Source organism: Martinezella lusitana (genome assembly GCF_900094565.1).
Taxonomy (GTDB): domain Bacteria; phylum Pseudomonadota; class Alphaproteobacteria; order Rhizobiales; family Rhizobiaceae; genus Rhizobium; species Rhizobium lusitanum.
On record NZ_FMAF01000005.1, the window covers coordinates 295,643 to 314,804 of the forward strand.

Here is a 19,162-nt window from a genome sequence, read left to right on the forward strand (position 1 = left end):
ACGTTACGGCTCGTCAAAGGTTCCGGCACCTTGGCGCCTCGTCGGGTGATTTCCCCTCTGGCTCTTCAATTCCGGTTCGGATTGTTCTAAGGAACTTCGATTGTTTCGCCTACGGGCGAAGACGTATTTATGACGAGGTTTGCTTTCCAATGTTCGACGTGCTGAGAAAAATCGCCCAGACCTGGCTTGCCAAGGGCTTGTTGCTTCTTCTGGCGGCAGCCTTCGGTGTATGGGGCGTCGAACGTTCGCTCATCACCGGCGGCAACAGTAATACCGTGGTGACCGTCGGCGACCAGCATATCGATACCAATGAATTCCGCCTCGCCTATCGCCGCCAGATTCAGGCCATCAGCCAGCAATTGCGCATGCAGATCACGCCGGAACAGGCCCGCGCCTTCGGTATCGGACAGCAAACCGTGGCACAGCTCGTTGCCGGCGCTTCGCTCGATCAGCTTGCCGCCGATATGAGCCTCGGCCTTTCCCAGGACAAGCTCGCGCAGCTGATCGGCGACGATCCGGCCTTCAAGGCGCCGAACGGCGCTTTCGACCGGCAGAAATTCGAGATGCTTCTGCGCAACAGCAACATCTCGCCCGACGACTACATCAAGGAGCGCAGCAAGGTTGCGGTCCGCGGCCAGATCGTCGAAGCGGTGTCGAACGGCTTCGTCGCTCCGAAGGTTCTGGTCGATGCCGTCAAGCAGTATCACGACGAGCACCGCAGCATCGATTACCTGCTGCTCACCAACGCCAACATCGACCCCGTCAAGGCACCGGCCGACGACGTGTTGTCCAAATGGTTCGAGGGTGTGAAGTCGAAGTACCGCGCTCCCGAATATCGGAAGTTCGCCTATGTGAAATTGCAGGCAGAGGATCTCGCCGATGCGGCGAGTGTGTCGGACGACGAGGTGCGCGCCGAGTTCGACAAGCGCAAGGACAGCTACACGACGCCGGCAACGCGCACGATCGAACAGCTGACCTTCGCCAACAAGGATCTGGCCACTGCGGCCGCCGACGCGCTGAAGACCGGCACGACCTTCGATCAGCTGGTTTCCGATCAGGGCAAGAAGCCTTCCGACGTGCTGCTCGGCACGTTCACGAAGGATCAGGTTCCGGACAAGACGATTGCCGAAGCCGCCTTCGCCGTCGCCAAGGATGGCGGCACGACGCCCGTCGTCGACGGTTCGTTCGGCCCGGTCATTCTGCGTGTCACCAACGTGAAGGCCGAAACGGCGAAGAACTTCGACGACGTCAAGGAAGACATCCGCAAGCAGATTGCGCTCAGCAATGCCGCCAATGAAATCACCAGCGTCCATGACAAGTTCGAGGATCTGCGCGGATCCGGCGTCTCGCTGCAGGAGGCTGCAACGCAGCTGAAGCTGAAGACGGTCGCGATCGATTCGATCGATGCGACCGGCCTCGATCAGTCCGGCAACGAGGTCAAGGATCTGCCGGCAAAACAGCAACTGCTCTCCGAGGTCTTCAAGGCCGACCAGGGCGGCAATCCCGCGCCGCTGACGGTCGGCAACGACGGCTATGTCTGGTACGACATACTTGGCATCACACCCGATCACGATCGTTCGCTCGCCGACGTCCGGGAAAAGGCCGTTGCCGACTGGACTGCCGCGCAGCAGAAGATCGCGCTTGCCGCCAAGGCAACCGAGCTGAAGCAGGAGGTGCAGAAGGGCAAGTCGCTTGCCGATATCGCTGCACCGCTCGGCATCGCCGTGGAAAGCAAGGCCAACATCATGCGCTCGACGGATGATCCGGTTCTCGGCCGTGGCGGCATCGCCGCCGCCTTCTCCGGCCCTGTCGATACGGCCGCCAGTGCCGTCGGCGCAGATGACGCGACGCAGATCCTGCTCAAGGTCACCGATGTCAACGACAACCCGACGACCGATGCCCTGAGCAATGACGATCAGCAGATCGCTCAGATCGCCAATGCCGCCGGCGACGACATCCTCGACCAGATGGTCAGCCAGTTGCAGTCCAAATACGCGGTCACGGTCAATCAGAGCCTCGCCGAGCAGGCGATGTCCCGCTAGGCCCGGTCGGGAGGATGGATAACCAATGGCCGAACTGAAACCTTTCCTCGCCAAGGTCGCCAATCGTGAGGCGCTGACACGAGACGAAGCCCGGCAGGCATTCGAGATTCTGATGTCGGGCGAAGCGACACCGTCGCAGATCGGCGCTTTCCTGATGGCGCTGCGTGTCCGCGGCGAAACGGTCGACGAGATCGTCGGCGCCGTCACGACGATGCGCGCCAAGATGCTCTCGGTGGAAGCGCCAGCTGACGCCATCGATATCGTCGGCACGGGCGGCGATGGCGTTGGCACCTACAACATCTCGACGCTGGCGGCATTCATCGTCGCCGGCGCAGGCGTGCCGGTGGCAAAGCACGGCAACCGTGCGCAGAGCTCCAAGGCTGGCACGGCCGACACGCAGTCGGTGCTTGGCATCAAGCTCGATATCGGTCCCGAGGTGATTGCCCGCTGCATTCGCGAAGCCGGCATCGGCTTCATGTTCGCGCAATTGCACCATTCGTCGATGCGTCATGTCGGCCCGTCCCGCGTCGAGTTGGGCACGCGCACGATCTTTAACCTGTTGGGCCCGTTGTCGAACCCGGCCGGTGCGCGCCGTCAGCTGCTCGGCGTCTTCGCGCCGCAATGGGTCGTACCGCTTGCCGAGGTGCTGAGGGACCTGAATGCCGAAAGCGTTTGGGTCGTGCACGGCAATGGCTTGGACGAGATCACCACGACCGGCACGACCGCGGTCGCGGCACTTGAAGACGGCAAGATCCGTACCTTCGAGCTGACGCCGGCCGATTTCGGTCTGGCGCATGCCAATCTTGCCGACCTCAAGGGCGGCGATGGCATCGCCAACGCTGCAGCGCTCCGAGATGTGCTCAGCGGTGCGAAAAACGCCTATCGCGACATTGCTCTTGCCAATGCAGCCGCATCGCTTGTCATTGCCGGCAAGGCGGAAACGCTTCATGATGGCATGAAGCTCGCAGCCCAGTCGCTCGACAGCGGCGCGACCGCGGCGGCGCTGGACAAGCTGATCGCCGTCTCCAACGAGGAAGAATAGGTTCAGGACGTCATGACCGATATCCTTCAGAAGATCGAAGCCTACAAGCGCGAGGAAATCGCCGCGGCCAAGGCTAAGGTTCCCCTTGCCGATCTCAAGGCTATGCAGGCAGGTCAGTCCGCGCCGCGCGGCTTCCACAAGGCACTTCTCGCCAAACAGAGCGCAGGCGTTTTTGGTCTGATTGCCGAAATCAAGAAGGCAAGCCCGTCGAAAGGACTGATCCGCCCAGACTTCGAGCCGCCTGCCCTCGCCAAGGCCTATGAGGCGGGTGGTGCTGCCTGCCTCTCGGTACTGACGGATACGCCGAGCTTCCAGGGCGCTCCCGAATTCCTGACGGCTGCGCGCGCCGCCTGCTCCTTGCCGGCACTGCGCAAGGATTTCATGTTCGATACCTATCAGGTGCAGGAAGCCCGCGCCTGGGGCGCCGACTGCATCCTGCTGATCATGGCCTCGCTCTCCGACGACGACGCGCAGCGATTGCAGGACGAAGCTTTCGGCCTTGGCATGGACGTGCTTGTCGAGGTTCATGATGCCGAAGAGATGGAACGGGCGCTGAAGCTGTCTTCGCCGCTGATCGGCATCAACAACCGCAATCTGCGTACCTTCGAGGTCAGCCTCACGGTCAGCGAAGCGTTGTCGGCCATGGTGCCGGAGGGTCGCCTGTTGGTTGGCGAGAGCGGTGTCTTCACCCATGCCGATTGCAAGCGCCTCGAAGCCGTCGGTATCACCACCTTCCTCGTCGGCGAAAGCCTGATGCGCAAGGACGATGTCACGGCGGCGACGCGACTGCTGCTGAACGGCGAGACCAGCGTTCTGGCGGCCGAGTAAAATGAGCACCGAGAAAACGGGCCTCACCCATATCGACGCCTCGGGCGAAGCGCATATGGTCGATGTTGGCGACAAGGCCGAAACGGCGCGCAGCGCCACCGCTGGCGGTTATGTCAGGATGAAGCCGGAGACGTTGGCGCTGATCCGCGATGGCAACGCCAAGAAGGGCGATGTCATCGGTACGGCGCGGCTCGCCGGCATCATGGCAGCCAAGCAGACGTCCAATCTCATTCCGCTGTGTCATCCGCTGATGCTGACGAAGGTGGCGGTCGATATCGCCGAGGACGCCGCCCTGCCCGGCCTGCGCGTCACCGCGACGGCAAAGCTCACTGGCCGCACCGGCGTCGAGATGGAGGCGCTGACGGCGGTCTCCGTCGCTTGCCTGACGATCTACGATATGGCCAAGGCCGCCGACCGAAGCATGGAAATCGGCGGCATAATGCTATTGGAAAAATCCGGCGGCAAATCGGGGGATTTCCGCCATCCGGGGGCCTGACGCATGAGCCTGTTACCCGTTGCCGAAGCACAAGCGCGCCTGCTGAACAGTGCGACGCCGCTTCATCGTTTCGAAAGCGTTCCGCTCGATATGGCGGACGGTAGGGTGTTGGCCAGGGATCTGGCAGCGCGCCTGACGCAGCCGCCCTTCGATGCCTCTGCTATGGATGGCTATGCCCTCCGTTTCGAGGACGCGGCAACGCCCGGCTCGGAACTGCAGATCATCGGCGCTTCTGCCGCTGGCCATGCCTTCGAAGGAACAGTCGGCAAGGGCGAGACTGTACGCATCTTCACCGGCGCGCCGGTACCGGCGGGAGCAGATTCGGTGCTCCTGCAGGAGGATGCGGGACGCCTGGAAGGCGATCGCATTCGCACCACCTATCCAATCCGCCAGGGGCAGCATATACGCCCGCGTGGCCAGGATTTCCTCGAGGGTGAGGTCGTGCTGTCCGCCGGCACCGTGATGGATTTCTCCCGGCTTACCGTTGCCGCCGCCATGAATCATCCGGCGCTGGATGTCTATCGCCGGCCTCTGGTTGCAATCCTTGCGACCGGCGATGAGCTGGTATTGCCGGGTAGTGAACCGGGTGCTTCGCAGATCGTTGCGTCGAACACGTTCGGCATTGCGGCGCTGGCACGCAATGCCGGCGCCCATGTGCTGGATCTCGGCATTGTTCCTGACGATAGCGATGAAATCACCGCCGCGATCGGCCGCGCGCGGGTCGCGAAGGCCGATATCATCGTCACGCTCGGCGGCGCCTCTGTCGGCGATCATGACCTCGTGCAAGCGACCATGATTGCCGCCGGCATGCAGCTCGATTTCTGGCGCATTGCCATGCGCCCCGGCAAACCTCTGATGGTCGGCAGTCTCGGCGAAACCCATGTCCTCGGTCTGCCGGGCAATCCCGTCTCCAGCCTGGTTTGCGGGTTGCTGTTTCTCGAACCCTTGATCCGCAAGCTCGCGTCCTTGCCGCCGGTGAAGCGCGACGGCGTCGCGAAGGCGGCCGTCCCCTTTGCGGCGAACGATCAGCGCCAGGATTATATGCGCGCAACCCTGACGAAGACTGCCGACGGCGGCTGGCTCGTCGAGCCTTTCTCCAGGCAGGATTCTTCGATGATGAAGGTCTTTTCGCGCGCCGATTGCCTTGTCGTTCGCCCGCCGCATGCGCCGGAACTTGCCGTCGGCTCGCCCTGCCCAGTCATAGTACTACGGCCGGACCTGCTAGGTTGAGCCAGGCAAGGAAAAGCCGTGAGGCTTGACCCACCCGGCTCATATTTCAGTAAACCCGTAGATTACTTGCCAGGCTTCTCATGATGACCGCCGAAGCCGGCGCGCATCGCGGACAGAACCTTGTTGGCGTAATCATCATTGCCGCGCGAGGCGAAGCGGCCGTAGAGGGCGGCGCTGAGCACCGGCGTCGGCACACCTTCGTCGATCGCGGCCGAAATCGTCCAGCGGCCTTCGCCTGAGTCCGAAACGCGGCCGGCATATTGCGACAAGGCGGCGTCGCCATGCAGCGCGTCGGCGGTGAGGTCGAGCAGCCAGGATGTGATCACGCTGCCGCGACGCCAGACTTCGCTGATTTCGGCGATATCGAGATCGTACTGATAATATTGCGGATGGGCGATCGGCGCGGTTTCCGCGTCCTTCTCGGCGTCCAGCTTGCCGACATTGGCGTGGCGCAATACGTTCAGGCCTTCGGCATAGGCAGCCATCAGGCCGTATTCGATGCCGTTATGGACCATCTTGACGAAGTGGCCGGCGCCGGACGGGCCGCAATGCAGATAGCCCTGCTCCGCAGTGCTGTTCCTGGAGGCTTCCTCGGAGCGCTGCTTCGAGGGAAGGACGTCGCCGACACCCGGCGCAAGGGTCGCGAAGATCGGCGAGAGGTGTTCGACCGTTTCCTTCTCGCCGCCGATCATCAGGCAATAGCCGCGCTGCAGGCCGAAAACGCCGCCGCTCGTGCCAACGTCGGCATAATGAATGCCCTTGGACTTCAGCTCCTCGGCGCGGCGAATGTCGTCATGATAATAGGAGTTGCCGCCGTCAATGACGATGTCGCCTTCCTCAAGCAGTGGTACGATTGCCGCCAGCTCCTGATCGACGATCGCAGCCGGCAGCATCAGCCAAACGACGCGCGGCTTGGCGAGCTTCGATACGAAATCTTCGAGCGACTTGCTGCCGGTGGCGCCAAGCTGCTCGAGCGCCGCGATGCTTTCCGCACGCGCATCGAAAACAACCGCGCTGTGGCCGCCCTTCATCAGGCGCTGCACCATGTTGTTGCCCATGCGGCCAAGGCCAATCATTCCGATTTGCATATGTCAGTCTCCTAGGACGGTTTTAATCGTTTTGAATACTCAATAGAGACATTTCGCAGGATTTTCCAATGAACAAATGACGGGCGAGCTATGCGTGGGCCAGACAGCGGAGAAAATTTACTGCCCTCACGCATCTGTGATCGCGCTTTGCCGTCTCCGATGAAAGCTGTATTTTGCGCTCCGGCCCCTATTGATAAGTTCAGCGGCGTTCCGGGGTTCTTTGCTTAATTCTCTGTAGGTGGCGCTCACCGTGAAGCGTCAAAGGAGGCATATGGCTGCGTCTCTGAAATTGCCGTTGGTTCCGGCTGCATTCTTCGGCATGGTTTTGGGCCTTTCCGGGCTTGCCAATGCCTGGCGCGTCGGGGCACGCATCTGGCAGTTGCCGGCCGTGATCGGCGAGGTGCTGACCTTTGTCACTGTCGCCGTCTGGTTGGTGCTGATCGTGCTCTACCTGTTGAAATGGATGGTGGCCCGCGAGGAAGCCTTCAAGGAGGTGGCGCATCCCGTCCAATGCTGCTTCATCGGTCTGGTCGGGGTGGCGACCATGCTCGTCGCCGCAGGGTTATTGCCCTATTCACGCATCGGCGCCGAAACCATCTTCCTAATCGGAGCAGCCTATACCCTTGCCTTCTCGGTCTGGCGAACCGGCGGCCTGTGGCAAGGCGAGCGCGATATCGCGACAACGACCGCAGTGCTTTATCTGCCGAGCGTGGCCGGAAGCTTCGTTACCGCCATCGTCGGCGCCGCCCTCGGCTTTCCCGAATGGGCTAAGCTTTTCTTCGGCGCTGGCTTCTTTGCCTGGCTCGCGATCGAATCCGCCCTGCTGCATCGTCTGTTGACTGGACCGGCACTGCCCCTGCCGTTGCGGCCGACGCTCGGGATCCAGTTGGCGCCGCCGGCGGTCGGTGCGCTCGCCTATATCGGCGTTATACAGGGGCCGACCGATATTCTTGTGCACGCGATGATCGGCTACGGTCTGCTGCAGGCTCTGATCATGATTCGCCTGCTGCCGTGGATCACGAAGGAAGCCTTCAGCCCGGCATATTGGGCCTTTTCCTTCGGTGCCACCGCGCTCGCGACCGCTCCGATGCGGTTGATCGAGCGCGGAGATACAGGTCCTGTCGCACAGCTCGCCCCGATCCTCTTCATCGCGGCCAACATCGTCGTCGGTATCGTCGCCGTGGCAACGATCCGGCTGATCGTCAGCCGCAAGCTGGTTATCGGCTGGACGGATCTCCCACCTCGCGATGCCGGCGCCATCGGCCAGGGTTGATGATGTCTGTGTCTGCCAATCAGGAGCTAATATGCTGGACCACGTGACGATCGGTGTCCTTGATCTAGAACGATCCAGGATGTTCTACGATGCGATATTGCACCCTCTTGGCATCGAGCGCCTTTATGCCGAAGGCGAGACCTTTGCGGGCTATGGAATCAGACCAAAGGCATTCTTCTGGATCGGCCAGCGCGCTACACCACAGACCGGCGCACATGTCGCCTTTGCCGCCCAAAGCAGGGAAATCGTCGATAGGTTCCACCAAGCCGCGCTTGTCGCCGGCGGCGTGGATAACGGAGTGCCGGGTGTCCGCGCTCACTATCATCCCAATTACTACGGGGCTTTCATCCTCGATCCGGACGGCCATAATATCGAAGCGGTTTGTCACCTGGCGGTGAGTTAAGCGTCGTGGCCTCCATGCGGCGCGCTATTGCACCGGCGGCCCGACATAGCGCGCACGCGGCCGAATGAGCCGCCCGCTCGTCGCCTGCTCCATCGCATGTGCCAGCCAGCCCACGGCGCGGGCGAGCGCGAAGATGATCAATGGCGCATCCTGTGGCAGATGATAGGCGTGGACCATCGCCGTCAGGGCAAAGTCAACATTGACGCGTTCGCCGACCAGCTGCTCGCCGACATCGCGAACCCTGGCAAACAAGGGCGGCAGCGTGAAGCAATGAAGCAGTGCTTCGGCGCGGGCATCGACATCCGGATAGAGCGGATGACCGAAAGCCGGCAAAGGCCGCCCTTCAGACAGGTAGCTGCGCACCGCCTCCTCCGCACCGATCGCAGCCGCTCGGGCGATCAGCGAGCGCACGCTCTGCCAGGCACCGCCATGCAGCGGACCGGTCAGCGTCGACAGGCCGGACAAGGTGGCGGCGGATAATGTCGCGCCGGCGGAAGCGGTGATTCGCGCCGTGAAGGTCGAGGCATTCAACTCATGGTCCGCAAGCAGCACGAAACAGCGGCGTATGAGATCCGCTGCGTCGGGACGATCCCAAGCAACGGCCAGACGTTGATGCAGAGGCAGGCCCGACGCGCCCGGTGCCAGGGCCTGGGCGACAGTGCTGAAGACACTCTCGGCCTCGCGCTGCAACGCCGGTAGCGAGCGCCCGAGCGATGGCAGGTCGCTTGTCGCGCGTTCGGCCAGCGCCGAGAATGCGGCATTCAGGGACGGAGGCCTGCGTTGGGTCTCACCCTCCTCCAGCCGCAATGGACGTTTCATGTCCCAGAGCAGCAGCGCGATCTCTTCAAGGGCCGCGCTCTCGGCAAGTATCGTTGCATCCTGCCCGCGATAGAAAAGCCGCCCGCTCGAAACCGTCGACAGCGCCGAAGGCAATACCGGATCACCCCACTGGATGGCCTCGGCGGCGAGCGCCTCGGTCTTGCGCCGGCCGGCATGGCGAGTTGCCAGCCGCTTCACATCGTCAGCGAAATAGAGGCTGCGTCGCGTATCCGCCGGGTCCGGCTTCGCACGAATGCGGCCGCGACTGACATTGGCGTAAAGCGTCTGTGATTTCGTTCCCAGCAGGTGCAGCGCCTGCTCCGCCGTCAACCAGCTCATCATTCCCTCATATTGATTAATTGCATCAAGATTGACGTCAATAAAAATAGGCCCGATCTAAGTGGATAGTCAAAGGAGAACAGTGATGAAAAGTGGTCTTGAAGATGTCATTGCCGCAGAAACCAAGCTATCCGATGTCGATGGCGCGGCCGGCCGGCTGATCATACGCGGCGTGTCGCTCGATGATCTGGTGGCGACCAGCCGCTTCGAGGATGTCGCGGCGCTGCTGCTCGATGGCCTGTTCGATGAACATTTCGATGCGGCGTCCATCAGAACCCAGCTTGGTGCGGCCCGCGTTGCCCTCTTCGCTCATGTCGATGCGGCCGATGCCGTATTGCTCGCTTTGCCGCCGGTGGATGCGGTACGGGCTCTGCTGGCACGGATCGAGGATGGCGAGGATTTTGCCAGCGCTATCAGCCTGATGGCCGCGCCGGCCGTCTTCCTGCCGGCCGTATTGCGGCTGCAGAAGGGCGATGCGCCGATCAAGCCGGATGCTTCATTGTCCCAATCCGCGGACATCCTGCGCATGCTTGCGGGTCGTGTGCCGACGGCCGAGCAGACGGCCGGGCTGGACGCCTATCTCGTGACGATTTCCGATCATGGCCTCAATGCATCGACATTCGCTTCGCGTGTCATCGCCTCGACCCATGCCGGCCTGACCTCTTCCGTGCTGGCGGCGATCAGCGCCCTCAAGGGTCCGTTGCACGGTGGTGCCCCCGGCCCGGTCCTCGACATGCTTGATGGAGTGGGCAAGCCGGAGAATGCTCGGGCCTGGCTGTCGCATGCGCTGGATCATGGCGAGCGGTTGATGGGTTTCGGCCATCGCATCTATCGTGTTCGCGACCCGCGTGCCGATGCATTGAAAACAGCGCTGAAGCCGATCTTCGAGAGCGGTCAGGCGGATGCCGGACGCATCGCGCTGGCAGAAGCAATCGAGGCGGCGGCGCTCACCCTGCTCAAGGAGCGCAAGCCGGATCGGCCGCTGGACGTTAATGTCGAATACTACACGGCCCTGCTGCTCGATGCTCTCGGCTTCCCGCGCAATGCCTTCACCGGCGTCTTTGCAATCGGCCGTACCGTTGGCTGGATTGCTCATGCGCGTGAGCAGACGCTCGACGGGCGTCTCATCCGCCCGCAGTCGCGCTATGTCGGCCCTCTGCCGAAGGCAGCATAAGAGGCTTATCAGGGCCGATCGACGCTCAGGCGGCCGCGGATTGACGCGGCCGCATCAGTCCCTCGCGAATATGGCGGGCGAGCTCCAGAGCCTGCGGTGTGGCGTCCCCTTTGGGCAAATGCAGGTTGATCGCGAAAACCGGCAGCTCGGGCAAGCCCTCCTCGACGGAGAGAATGTCGAGATCGGCCGGGACGGTGGAAGCAAGCCAGGCGGTAACAGCCAGATCCGTGCGCACGGTCGCGGTGGTGGCCTCGATATTGCCGTTCTCGAACACCGTCCGCCAGCGTCGCCCGTCATTGCTCAACGCCGCGAATACGGATGAGCGGAAAGCGCAGGTATCAGCCACCATCGAGATCGGCAGCGGCACCTTGCGATAGGCGTTGCCGGCCTTCGCACCCACCCAAACCAGCCGCTCGACACTCAGGCATTCGCCTCGCGATGCACCGAACTGTTCTTCGACGACGCAGAGGTCGATGGTGCCCTTCTCCAGTTCCGCCAGCAGCTCCGGCGACGAGGCGCAGACCAGCGAAATCTCTACCTGCGGGTGACGCTCGGCATAGGATTTCAGCACCGGCGCCAGCGTTGCCCCGACGAGATCATAGGGAACGCCGAGCCGGACGCTTCCCTGGATCGTCAGTTCGGTCATGTCGGCCCAGATATCGTCGTTCAGCAGCAGCAGACGGCGGGCATTGCCGAGCAGCCGCTCACCCGCATCGGTGAGCCGCAAGCCGCGCTTGTCTCTCTCGAACAAGGCACATCCCAGCATATCCTCCAGCCGCTTGATCTGCTGGCTGACGGCGCCTTGCGTCAGGTGCAGCATGTTGGCAGCGATGGTCATGCTGCCTTGATCGGCAACAGCGGTGAAGGTTCTGATGAGGGTGATATCGAAGTTTCGGACCATAAGGGCATTATAGATGCTAATGCTCTCCTCCTTCAACATTCGATTTCCTGGTGGGTGCTGCTTGCCTATTCCTTTTCCTGAATTGGAGAAAGGCTGGAATGACCATCGAATCCCTGTTGCCGCTGATCCTGTTTGCGCTCGTCTCGACCATAACACCGGGTGGCGCGACGACACTCGCGACCGCTTCCGGCGCGCATTTCGGCTTTCGCCGGTCGATACCCGTCATGACCGGTTTCGCCTTCGGCCTCGGCTCCATGGCCAGTGTGGCGGCGGCCGGACTTGGCGGCGTCTTGATAGCCCTGCCCGTCTTGCAGATCGCAATGAAGACGCTCGGCTCGCTCTATCTGATCTGGCTCGCAGTACGGATCGGCAGAAGCGGCCAGCCACATGGCGCCGGTCGGATGACGAAGCCCACGAGCTTTATCGCCGGTGTCTGGATGTTGTGGCACAATCCGAAGGGTTGGGCGATGACGGTCGGCGCGGCCGCCTCATTCGCCGCTCTGGCGGGCAGTCCCACCACCCTCGCGATCCTGCTTGGCCTGACCTTCTGCCTCGTCGCCGCATTCTCGCTGGCGGTCTGGTGCGTTCTCGGACAGATGCTCGGGCGTTTTCTGAAAACGGCGTGGCAATGGCGCGTGCTCAATATCTCACTCGCCTGCCTGCTCGTGATATCAATTATCCCCATGTGGCGCGGATGAAGCCTGAAATCTTAAGGACGTTCCGCATCATGCCTGCCGCGCCAGAGCCATATGGCCAAGGACCCGGCGCGGCCGCGCAATTTTGTTTCGATCGGGCCGTCGAGCTTGCCTTCCATAAAGGGCACGCTGTCGCGGCCGGCGGAATGAAGCAGGTCATTGCTGATGGCGATCTCGGCGCGATTGCGGGCGGCCACCTCCATCAGGCGGCTTGCTATGTTGACCGTGTCGCCGGTCGCCGTAATCTGTTGGCGGCCGCCACCGCCGAGCCTGGAGGCGACGATGGTGCCGAAATGCGCGCCGATCTTGAAGCCGATGCGGGATGCGGTCGCCTCCGGCATCGCGGCGAGCCAGCCTCTCATCCGGTCGGCAAGACGAATGCAACAGCGCGCCGCATTGGCGGGGTCGGCTCGCTTCGGCTGCGGTAGGCCGAAGAGGATCATGGCGCCGTCGCCCATGAAGCTGGTGATGGCGCCGCCACTGGCCGTCACTTCCTCGTCGACAAGATAGTAAAAGCCGTTCAGCAAGTCCCGCACGGCCGTGGGGCCGATCGTCTCGCTAAGACCCGTGAAGCCGTTGATATCAATGAAGACCACCGCCGCTTCCTGATGCACCGGCGCTGCGAGAAAGCTGGGATCGCGGGCAAGGTGTTCGGCAAGACCGGGCGCCTGGATGCGCTGCAGCAGTTCGCTCTGCTCAGCGAAGCGCCCGGCCTGTTTGCGGCCGAGCCAAAGCTGGGCTGCGCCGAAGAGCAGAGCCGGCGGCACCGTCGCTGCGATCGGCAGGGCGGCGCTCAGCCAGATCCCATGTTTGAAGACGTTGACGTTGATCGCCAGCCAGGCAAGGACGACGCAAAGTGCCATGATAAGGCCGATGGTGTTGCGTCGCCAGGAGAGCAGGCTGACAACGAGGACCGGCAGACCGACGGCGAAATAGAGGTCGATGAAACGAACGCCGCGATCGCGCACCAGGCCGTCCCCGGCGATCAGATGCGTGATCGAGGTGGAGATGACTTCGACGCCCGGCAGCACCGGATCGAAGGGTGTCGGAAAGACATCGCCGCCGCCGGTAACGGTCGCGCCGATGATGACGATATGATCTCTGATCGCCTCCTCCGGCAACTGCCCGTTCAGCGCCGCGCTGGCGCTGATGGTGCGGATCGTGCCGCGCGGTCCATAGAATGAGAGCGGCATGAGATAGCCGTTATCGGTATGGACGGAACGGTCACCGAGCTTGATATGGTCGGAGATGACAGTCGGGTGTTCGCCAGTCGCCGCGGAAACGACGCGCAACGAGAAGGACGGTTCGATCCGCTCGCCGCTGCGAAACAGCATGGGCACGAAGCGCGGCGTTCCCGTCTTGTCGGTCTGTACGTTGACGACGCCATAACTTGCGGCATCCGCGAACCGCTGCTGCGGCTCGAGGAATTGTAGTGCGCTGGGCACGCGGGCGAGAGGTTCCTTGCTGTCATCGGCAACGCGCTGGCGGCTTTCGGGAAAGATGCCGGCGGCGGCGAGCACAGCATTGGTCCGCTTGAGGGATTGCTCCAGTGCCTCATCGCCGGCCTCATCGCCGGGATCGAGCAAAAGCATGTCGAGCGCGATGGTTTTCGGCCCTAGGGCGGCGATGGCATCGATGATTTTGGCGAGCGTGGCGCGGGGCAGCGGGTAATGTCCCGCCACCCGCGACGTCTCATCGTCGATGGCGACGATAGTGACGACATCGGGCGGTTTGCGGCTGCCGCCACCCGCATTCCTGAGATTCGTCAGCGTCGCCTCCGCGCCGTCGATAAAGGGAATGTCGCCATGCAAATGCATGACACCGAGGCCCAGACCCCAGAGAGCAGTCAAGATGAGCGCAATCAGCGTCTGCGGCGGCGGTCTGCGCATGGGCGTCAGAATCTCACTGGCCGAGGCGAGCCATCAATGCGTTTATGCGTGGCTGTCCCCAGGCTGTGACATGCAAGGGGGAGCGGCTGCGGTCGGCATCGACGCCCTGCCCTTGCCCGAGCGTGACGCCTTCCCCGGTCGAAACCTTGTTGACCGCGACGCGGCCGCGCAACACCAGTACGGAAGTCTTGCCACGTTGCGCGTCGACCGCCCATCGCGTGCCGCGGACGGCAGCAATGGCCTGCGGCGTCACCACCTCGAACCCGCCTTGAACATGGTTGCTGTCGACATCGATCAGCACCGCCTTGTTGTTGAGCACGATAGCATCAACCCGACCATCGTGATTCCGATCGGCAAGCCGGTAGTGTGCGCCGCGCTCAACAGTGATGCTAAGCCCCGGTTCGCACTTCAGGGTTTGGCGCTCAGCGCTGACGGCCGGCCGCGGCGAGCAGTTGGCTGTGGCCTGCGCGTAGACCTGGTCAGCGCCGATGATGCACAGAACGCCTGCCGCCAGCGCGACACCGAGAATATCGCTTGTCTGGATCATGATCGTGGCCCCTCCTGCATGTAACTGGGGCCGCACACGACGATTTCCAGTCACCGCATTTTCGATCCTTGGCATCGATGATGCGTCAGGAGCGGTTGATCTGCAAGCTGTCATACCCTCCGGCCTTATAGAGCACTGTCGAAACCAGCCAGCTCAGCAGGAAAATACCGACGACCGCGAAGCCGAAATTGGCAAGATTGTCGTTGAGTTCGCCGATGAAGCGCCAGAAACCGCCCTCGAGGCCGAGCTTGTCCGAGATAAGCCCCAGTGCCTCGATGCCGCCGATGAAGATGGCGACAACGACGGAAGCGGCTGTTATCGTCAGATTGTACCAGAGCTTGCGCACGGGTTTGACGAAGGCCCATCCATAGGCGCCGGTCATCAGCGCGCTGTCGAGTGTATCCATCAGCGACATGCCGGCGGTGAAGAGCGTCGGGAAAACCAGGATCGTCCAGAACGATGTGCCCTGCGCCGCTTGTGCGGCGGAGATGCCGAGAAGTCCGATTTCCGTCGCCGTGTCGAAGCCGAGGCCGAAGAGAAAGCCGATCGGATACATATGCCAGGAGCGGGTCACGACCCTGAACATGGGTTGGAAGATGCGCGCCAAAAAGCCGCCGCCGGCGAGCAGCGTGTCCAGATCCTCCTCGGCGATCCTCTCGCCCCTCTGCGCCCGCTTGAAGGCGGACCATACGCCCTTGAGCACAAAGAGATTGGCGATACCGATGAGGAGCAGGAAGACCGCCGAGACGGTCGTACCGATGACACCGCCGACATCGTGGAAGGAATCGAGCCGGCTCTGCATGGCAGCCGCGGTCGCGGCGATCAGGATCGAGGCGATCACGACGATCGAGGAATGGCCGAGGGAAAAGAAGAAGCCGACCGCATAGGGCTGCTTCTTTTCCTGAATGAGCTTGCGCACGACATTGTCGATCGCCGCTATATGATCGGCATCGAAGGCATGGCGAAGGCCGAACATATAGGCGAGAAACGCAATGCCGAGCAGCGACGGCCTGTCTGAAAAAGCGACCCAGGCCCAGGTCCAGGCGGCAATGTTGAAGGCGATCAGAAGCGCAAAGGTGAAGGCAATCTTGGCTTTCGGCCTTTCGGCACGATCGTCAAAAGGATTGAGGATCATACTTTTGTTCCCGTTATGCTTACTCGCACAGTGCCACGGAAACCAAGAGGACGCGACAGTCAAATGACGTAGCTGCCGAAGTTTTTCGCAGTGTTGTAAAAATGGGCAAGCCCGGCATTGAGCCGGGTTAGCCCGTCGTCTTGTCATCCCTTTTCGAAGGGATGCCCCTCATCTGCCCAGCCGGTGATGCCGCCGATCATCACCTTCACGCGCCTGCCAAGCGTGCCCAGGCGCAAAGCAGCCTTGTCCGTTCCGTTGCAATGCGGTCCGGCGCAATAGACGACGAACAGCGTATCCTCGGGCCATTCCGCCATCTTGCGAGCAGTCATCTTGCCATGCGGCAGATTGATCGCGCCGGGAATATGTTGCTCCTGAAACAGGGCCGGCCCGCGAACGTCGATCAGGACGAAATCCATATTGCCTGAGGTCATGGCCTGGCGCACATCGGAGCAATCGGTCTCGAAGGCGAGCCGCCGGGCATAGTGCTCGGCGACAAGGTTCGGGTCTGCGGTGGGGATTTCACTGACTAGGGACATGGAACGCTCCTTCTCTGGTTCGGTGCATTCATGCCTTAACGATCTGGCGGTTGAAATTGGCCGAAACGCCATATAACGTTAATATCATGCCAAACGCTCCTGCATCGTCGCTTCGCGGACCGCATGTCGTCACCCTCGTCTATGACGGGCTCTGTACCTTCGAATTCGGCGTCGCCTATGAAATCTTCGGCCTGCCGCGGCCGGAGATGGGTGATGATTGGTACCGCTTTTCCGCTTGCGCCATCGAGGATGGCCCGTTGCGTGCCGCCGGCGGCCTCACGGTCCAGGTTGATCGCGGGCTTGATGTTCTTGCTGACGCCGATCTGATCATCGTGCCGGGCTGGCGCGGGATCGGGACGCCTGTCCCCGCTCCTCTGATCGCTGAGCTGCAGTCGGCCAGCAGTCGGGGCACACGCATCATGTCGCTCTGCTCGGGCGTTGCCGTCCTTGCCGCCGCCGGGCTGCTCGCCGGACGCAAGGCGACGACGCATTGGCGTTATGTCGATTCGATCGCCGCGCGCTATCCGGACATCACCGTCGATGCCGATGTGCTTTACGTCGATGAGGATAGCGTGCTGACCGCCGCCGGAAGCGCTGCCGCGATCGACCTCTGCTTACATGTCGTGCGCAGGGATTTCGGACCTGATGTCGCCAACAGTGTTGCGCGTCGGTTGGTGGTGCCTCCACATCGCGAGGGCGGACAAGCGCAGTACATCGAAACCCCTGTGTTGAAGCAGCGCGAAGGCGCGCGGCTGGGGCCGCTACTCGAATGGATGCGCGAGCGTCTGCACGATGATCAGCCCATAGCCACGCTCGCCGCACGGGCCGGCATGAGCGTGCGGACCTTCCAGCGCCGCTTCGAGGCGACCACCGGCATGTCGCCGGGCGAATGGTTGTCGGGAGAGAGGTTGCGTCGCGCTCGCGATCTGCTGGAAAAGCAGGCCGCCATTTCGCTTGATGATGTGGCCGTGGCGAGCGGGTTTGGATCGCTCGCCACCATGCGCCATCACTTTCGGGAGAGGCTTGCGGTCAGCCCGAGCGACTACCGCAAGCGATTTGCCGCCCTTAAACCAGCCGGCTCTGTTCCGTCGCCGCTTCGATGAAGCTGGAGAACAGCGGATGCGGTTCCAGCGGCCGGGATTTCAGTTCCGGGTGATACTGGACGCCGATGAACCAGGGATGGTCCGAATATTCGACCGTTTCCGGCAAGACGCCGTCTGGTGACATGCCGGAGAAGACGAGACCGCAGTCTTCCAGCCTGTCCTTGTAATCGACGTTGACTTCGTAGCGGTGGCGATGGCGCTCCGAGATGTCGTTCGAACCGTAGATCTCCGAAATCTTCGTGCCCTTCTTGAGAGCCGCCTTGTAGGCGCCGAGGCGCATGGTGCCGCCGAGGTCGCCGGATTTTGTGCGCTTCTGCAGCTCATTGCCCTTCAACCATTCGGTCATCAGGCCGACGACAGGCTCTGGCGTCGGTCCGAATTCCGTCGACGATGCATGTTCGACGCCGGCAAGGTTGCGGGCCGCTTCGATGACCGCCATCTGCATGCCGAAGCAGATGCCGAAATAAGGCACCTTGCGCTCGCGCGCGAAGCGGGCTGCAAGGATCTTGCCTTCGGAGCCGCGCTCGCCGAAGCCGCCGGGCACCAGAATGCCGTGAACCTTCTCGAGATAGGGCGCCGGGTCTTCCTTTTCGAAGACCTCGGATTCGATCCATTCGAGATTGACCTTGACCCGGTTGGCGATGCCGCCGTGATGCAGCGCTTCGATCAGCGACTTATAGGCATCCTTGAGGCCGGTATACTTGCCGACGATGGCGATGGTCACCTCGCCTTCCGGCGTGCGGATGCGATTGCAGACTTCTTCCCACTGGTCAAGGCGCGGCTTCGGCGCCGGCTCGATGCCGAAGGCGGCTAGCACTTCGTTGTCGAGGCCTTCCTTGTGGTAGGCCATCGGCACATCATAAATGTTGGCGACATCGAGCGCCTGAATGACGGCCGAGGGACGGACGTTGCAGAACAGCGAAAGCTTGCGACGCTCTGCTTCCGGAATCTCGCGATCCGCACGTACGAGCAGAATGTCGGGATGAATGCCGAGTGCCTGCAGTTCCTTGACGGAATGCTGCGTCGGCTTGGTCTTCAGCTCGCCGGCCGCGGGAATATAGGGCATCAGCGTCAGGTGGACGTAGATCGCGGTGCCGCGCGGCAGGTCGTTGCCGAGCTGGCGTATCGCTTCCATGAACGGCATGGCTTCGATGTCGCCGACGGTGCCGCCGATCTCGCAAATGACGAAATCATAGTCGTCATTGCCTTCGGTGACGAAATCCTTGATCTCGTTGGTGACATGCGGAATGACCTGAACGGTGGCGCCCAGATAGTCGCCGCGGCGTTCCTTGTCGATGATGTTCTTGTAGATGCGACCGGTGGTGATGTTGTCGGTCTTGGTGGCCGAGCGACCGGTAAAGCGCTCGTAGTGGCCGAGATCGAGGTCGGTTTCCGCTCCGTCGTCGGTCACGAAGACCTCGCCGTGCTGGGTCGGGCTCATTGTGCCCGGATCCACGTTCAAATAGGGATCGAGTTTGCGCAGGCGGACTCGATAACCACGAGCCTGCAACAACGCTCCGAGAGCCGCGGCCGCAATTCCTTTTCCGAGGGAAGAAACCACGCCGCCAGTGATGAATACATATCGCGCCATGGGAGTCACCGGATACCTTTTCACAAATGAT

The 19,162-nt window shown here is 62.1% G+C and carries 18 protein-coding genes; 10 read left to right on the plus strand and 8 right to left on the minus strand.

The window, feature by feature from the left end; all coding sequences use genetic code 11:
- Positions 1-149: 149 nt before the first annotated feature.
- Genes GA0061101_RS13640 through GA0061101_RS13660 form a run of 5 tightly spaced genes read left to right on the plus strand, consistent with a single transcriptional unit; the run spans position 150 to position 5,638 of the window.
- Entirely contained in the window at positions 150-2,042 is a 1,893-nt protein-coding gene (locus GA0061101_RS13640) for a peptidylprolyl isomerase (protein WP_092573749.1), read from the plus strand.
- A 25-nt stretch (positions 2,043-2,067) separates the two neighbouring features.
- Positions 2,068-3,084, plus strand: coding sequence for an anthranilate phosphoribosyltransferase (trpD, locus tag GA0061101_RS13645; RefSeq protein ID WP_092573750.1), 1,017 nt, complete (start codon positions 2,068-2,070; stop codon positions 3,082-3,084).
- Between the two features lie 12 nt (positions 3,085-3,096).
- Complete coding sequence (gene trpC / locus GA0061101_RS13650) at positions 3,097-3,912, plus strand: indole-3-glycerol phosphate synthase TrpC (protein ID WP_092573751.1); 816 nt, start codon at positions 3,097-3,099, stop codon at positions 3,910-3,912.
- Between the two features lies 1 nt (position 3,913).
- Positions 3,914-4,408 (plus strand): cyclic pyranopterin monophosphate synthase MoaC, encoded by a 495-nt coding sequence (gene moaC, locus GA0061101_RS13655; RefSeq protein ID WP_037202178.1) that lies wholly within the window; start codon positions 3,914-3,916, stop codon positions 4,406-4,408.
- A gap of 3 nt (positions 4,409-4,411) precedes the next feature.
- Positions 4,412-5,638 carry a molybdopterin molybdotransferase MoeA gene (locus GA0061101_RS13660; RefSeq protein WP_092573752.1) on the plus strand — a complete coding sequence of 409 codons (1,227 nt, stop codon included), beginning with the start codon at positions 4,412-4,414 and terminating at the stop codon, positions 5,636-5,638.
- A gap of 62 nt (positions 5,639-5,700) precedes the next feature.
- Here GA0061101_RS13660 and gnd read toward each other — a convergent pair whose 3' ends face one another.
- Positions 5,701-6,726, minus strand: coding sequence for a phosphogluconate dehydrogenase (NAD(+)-dependent, decarboxylating) (gene gnd, locus GA0061101_RS13665; RefSeq protein WP_037202181.1), 1,026 nt, complete (start codon positions 6,724-6,726; stop codon positions 5,701-5,703).
- A gap of 271 nt (positions 6,727-6,997) precedes the next feature.
- Here gnd and tehA point away from each other — a divergent pair, with 271 nt between their 5' ends.
- Entirely contained in the window at positions 6,998-7,999 is a 1,002-nt protein-coding gene (tehA, locus tag GA0061101_RS13670; protein WP_092573753.1) for a dicarboxylate transporter/tellurite-resistance protein TehA, read from the plus strand.
- A gap of 31 nt (positions 8,000-8,030) precedes the next feature.
- Positions 8,031-8,402: a VOC family protein gene (locus tag GA0061101_RS13675; protein ID WP_092573754.1), complete on the plus strand. Its 372-nt coding sequence runs from the start codon at positions 8,031-8,033 to the stop codon at positions 8,400-8,402.
- 24 nt (positions 8,403-8,426) lie between these two features.
- On the opposite strand, the gene GA0061101_RS13680 is transcribed toward GA0061101_RS13675, so the two are convergent.
- A complete protein-coding gene (locus tag GA0061101_RS13680; protein ID WP_092573755.1) occupies positions 8,427-9,560 on the minus strand; it encodes a citrate synthase in 1,134 nt (377 codons plus the stop codon).
- Positions 9,561-9,645: 85 nt separating this feature from the next.
- On the opposite strand from GA0061101_RS13680, the gene GA0061101_RS13685 reads away from it, so the two are divergent.
- Positions 9,646-10,734, plus strand: coding sequence for a citrate synthase/methylcitrate synthase (locus tag GA0061101_RS13685; RefSeq protein ID WP_037202190.1), 1,089 nt, complete (start codon positions 9,646-9,648; stop codon positions 10,732-10,734).
- 25 nt (positions 10,735-10,759) lie between these two features.
- Here GA0061101_RS13685 and GA0061101_RS13690 read toward each other — a convergent pair whose 3' ends face one another.
- Positions 10,760-11,674, minus strand: a complete 915-nt coding sequence (locus tag GA0061101_RS13690) for a LysR family transcriptional regulator (RefSeq protein WP_234903730.1) — start codon at positions 11,672-11,674, stop codon at positions 10,760-10,762.
- Between the two features lie 59 nt (positions 11,675-11,733).
- On the opposite strand from GA0061101_RS13690, the gene GA0061101_RS13695 reads away from it, so the two are divergent.
- Positions 11,734-12,333: a LysE family translocator gene (locus GA0061101_RS13695; RefSeq protein ID WP_037202192.1), complete on the plus strand. Its 600-nt coding sequence runs from the start codon at positions 11,734-11,736 to the stop codon at positions 12,331-12,333.
- Between the two features lie 11 nt (positions 12,334-12,344).
- Here GA0061101_RS13695 and GA0061101_RS13700 read toward each other — a convergent pair whose 3' ends face one another.
- The 4 genes from GA0061101_RS13700 to GA0061101_RS13715 form a co-directional block, all read right to left on the minus strand.
- A complete protein-coding gene (locus GA0061101_RS13700; RefSeq protein WP_092573756.1) occupies positions 12,345-14,219 on the minus strand; it encodes a CHASE2 domain-containing protein in 1,875 nt (624 codons plus the stop codon).
- A gap of 13 nt (positions 14,220-14,232) precedes the next feature.
- Positions 14,233-14,766: a FecR domain-containing protein gene (locus GA0061101_RS13705; protein ID WP_092573757.1), complete on the minus strand. Its 534-nt coding sequence runs from the start codon at positions 14,764-14,766 to the stop codon at positions 14,233-14,235.
- Positions 14,767-14,851: 85 nt separating this feature from the next.
- Complete coding sequence (locus tag GA0061101_RS13710) at positions 14,852-15,901, minus strand: HoxN/HupN/NixA family nickel/cobalt transporter (RefSeq protein ID WP_047556713.1); 1,050 nt, start codon at positions 15,899-15,901, stop codon at positions 14,852-14,854.
- A 143-nt stretch (positions 15,902-16,044) separates the two neighbouring features.
- Entirely contained in the window at positions 16,045-16,437 is a 393-nt protein-coding gene (locus GA0061101_RS13715; RefSeq protein WP_092573758.1) for a rhodanese-like domain-containing protein, read from the minus strand.
- A gap of 86 nt (positions 16,438-16,523) precedes the next feature.
- On the opposite strand from GA0061101_RS13715, the gene ftrA reads away from it, so the two are divergent.
- A complete protein-coding gene (ftrA, locus tag GA0061101_RS13720) occupies positions 16,524-17,540 on the plus strand; it encodes a transcriptional regulator FtrA (RefSeq protein ID WP_092573759.1) in 1,017 nt (338 codons plus the stop codon).
- On the opposite strand, the gene GA0061101_RS13725 is transcribed toward ftrA, so the two are convergent.
- A complete protein-coding gene (locus GA0061101_RS13725; RefSeq protein WP_037202202.1) occupies positions 17,503-19,131 on the minus strand; it encodes a CTP synthase in 1,629 nt (542 codons plus the stop codon). The two genes, ftrA and GA0061101_RS13725, sit on opposite strands and share 38 nt — an antisense overlap.
- Positions 19,132-19,162 lie beyond the last annotated feature (31 nt).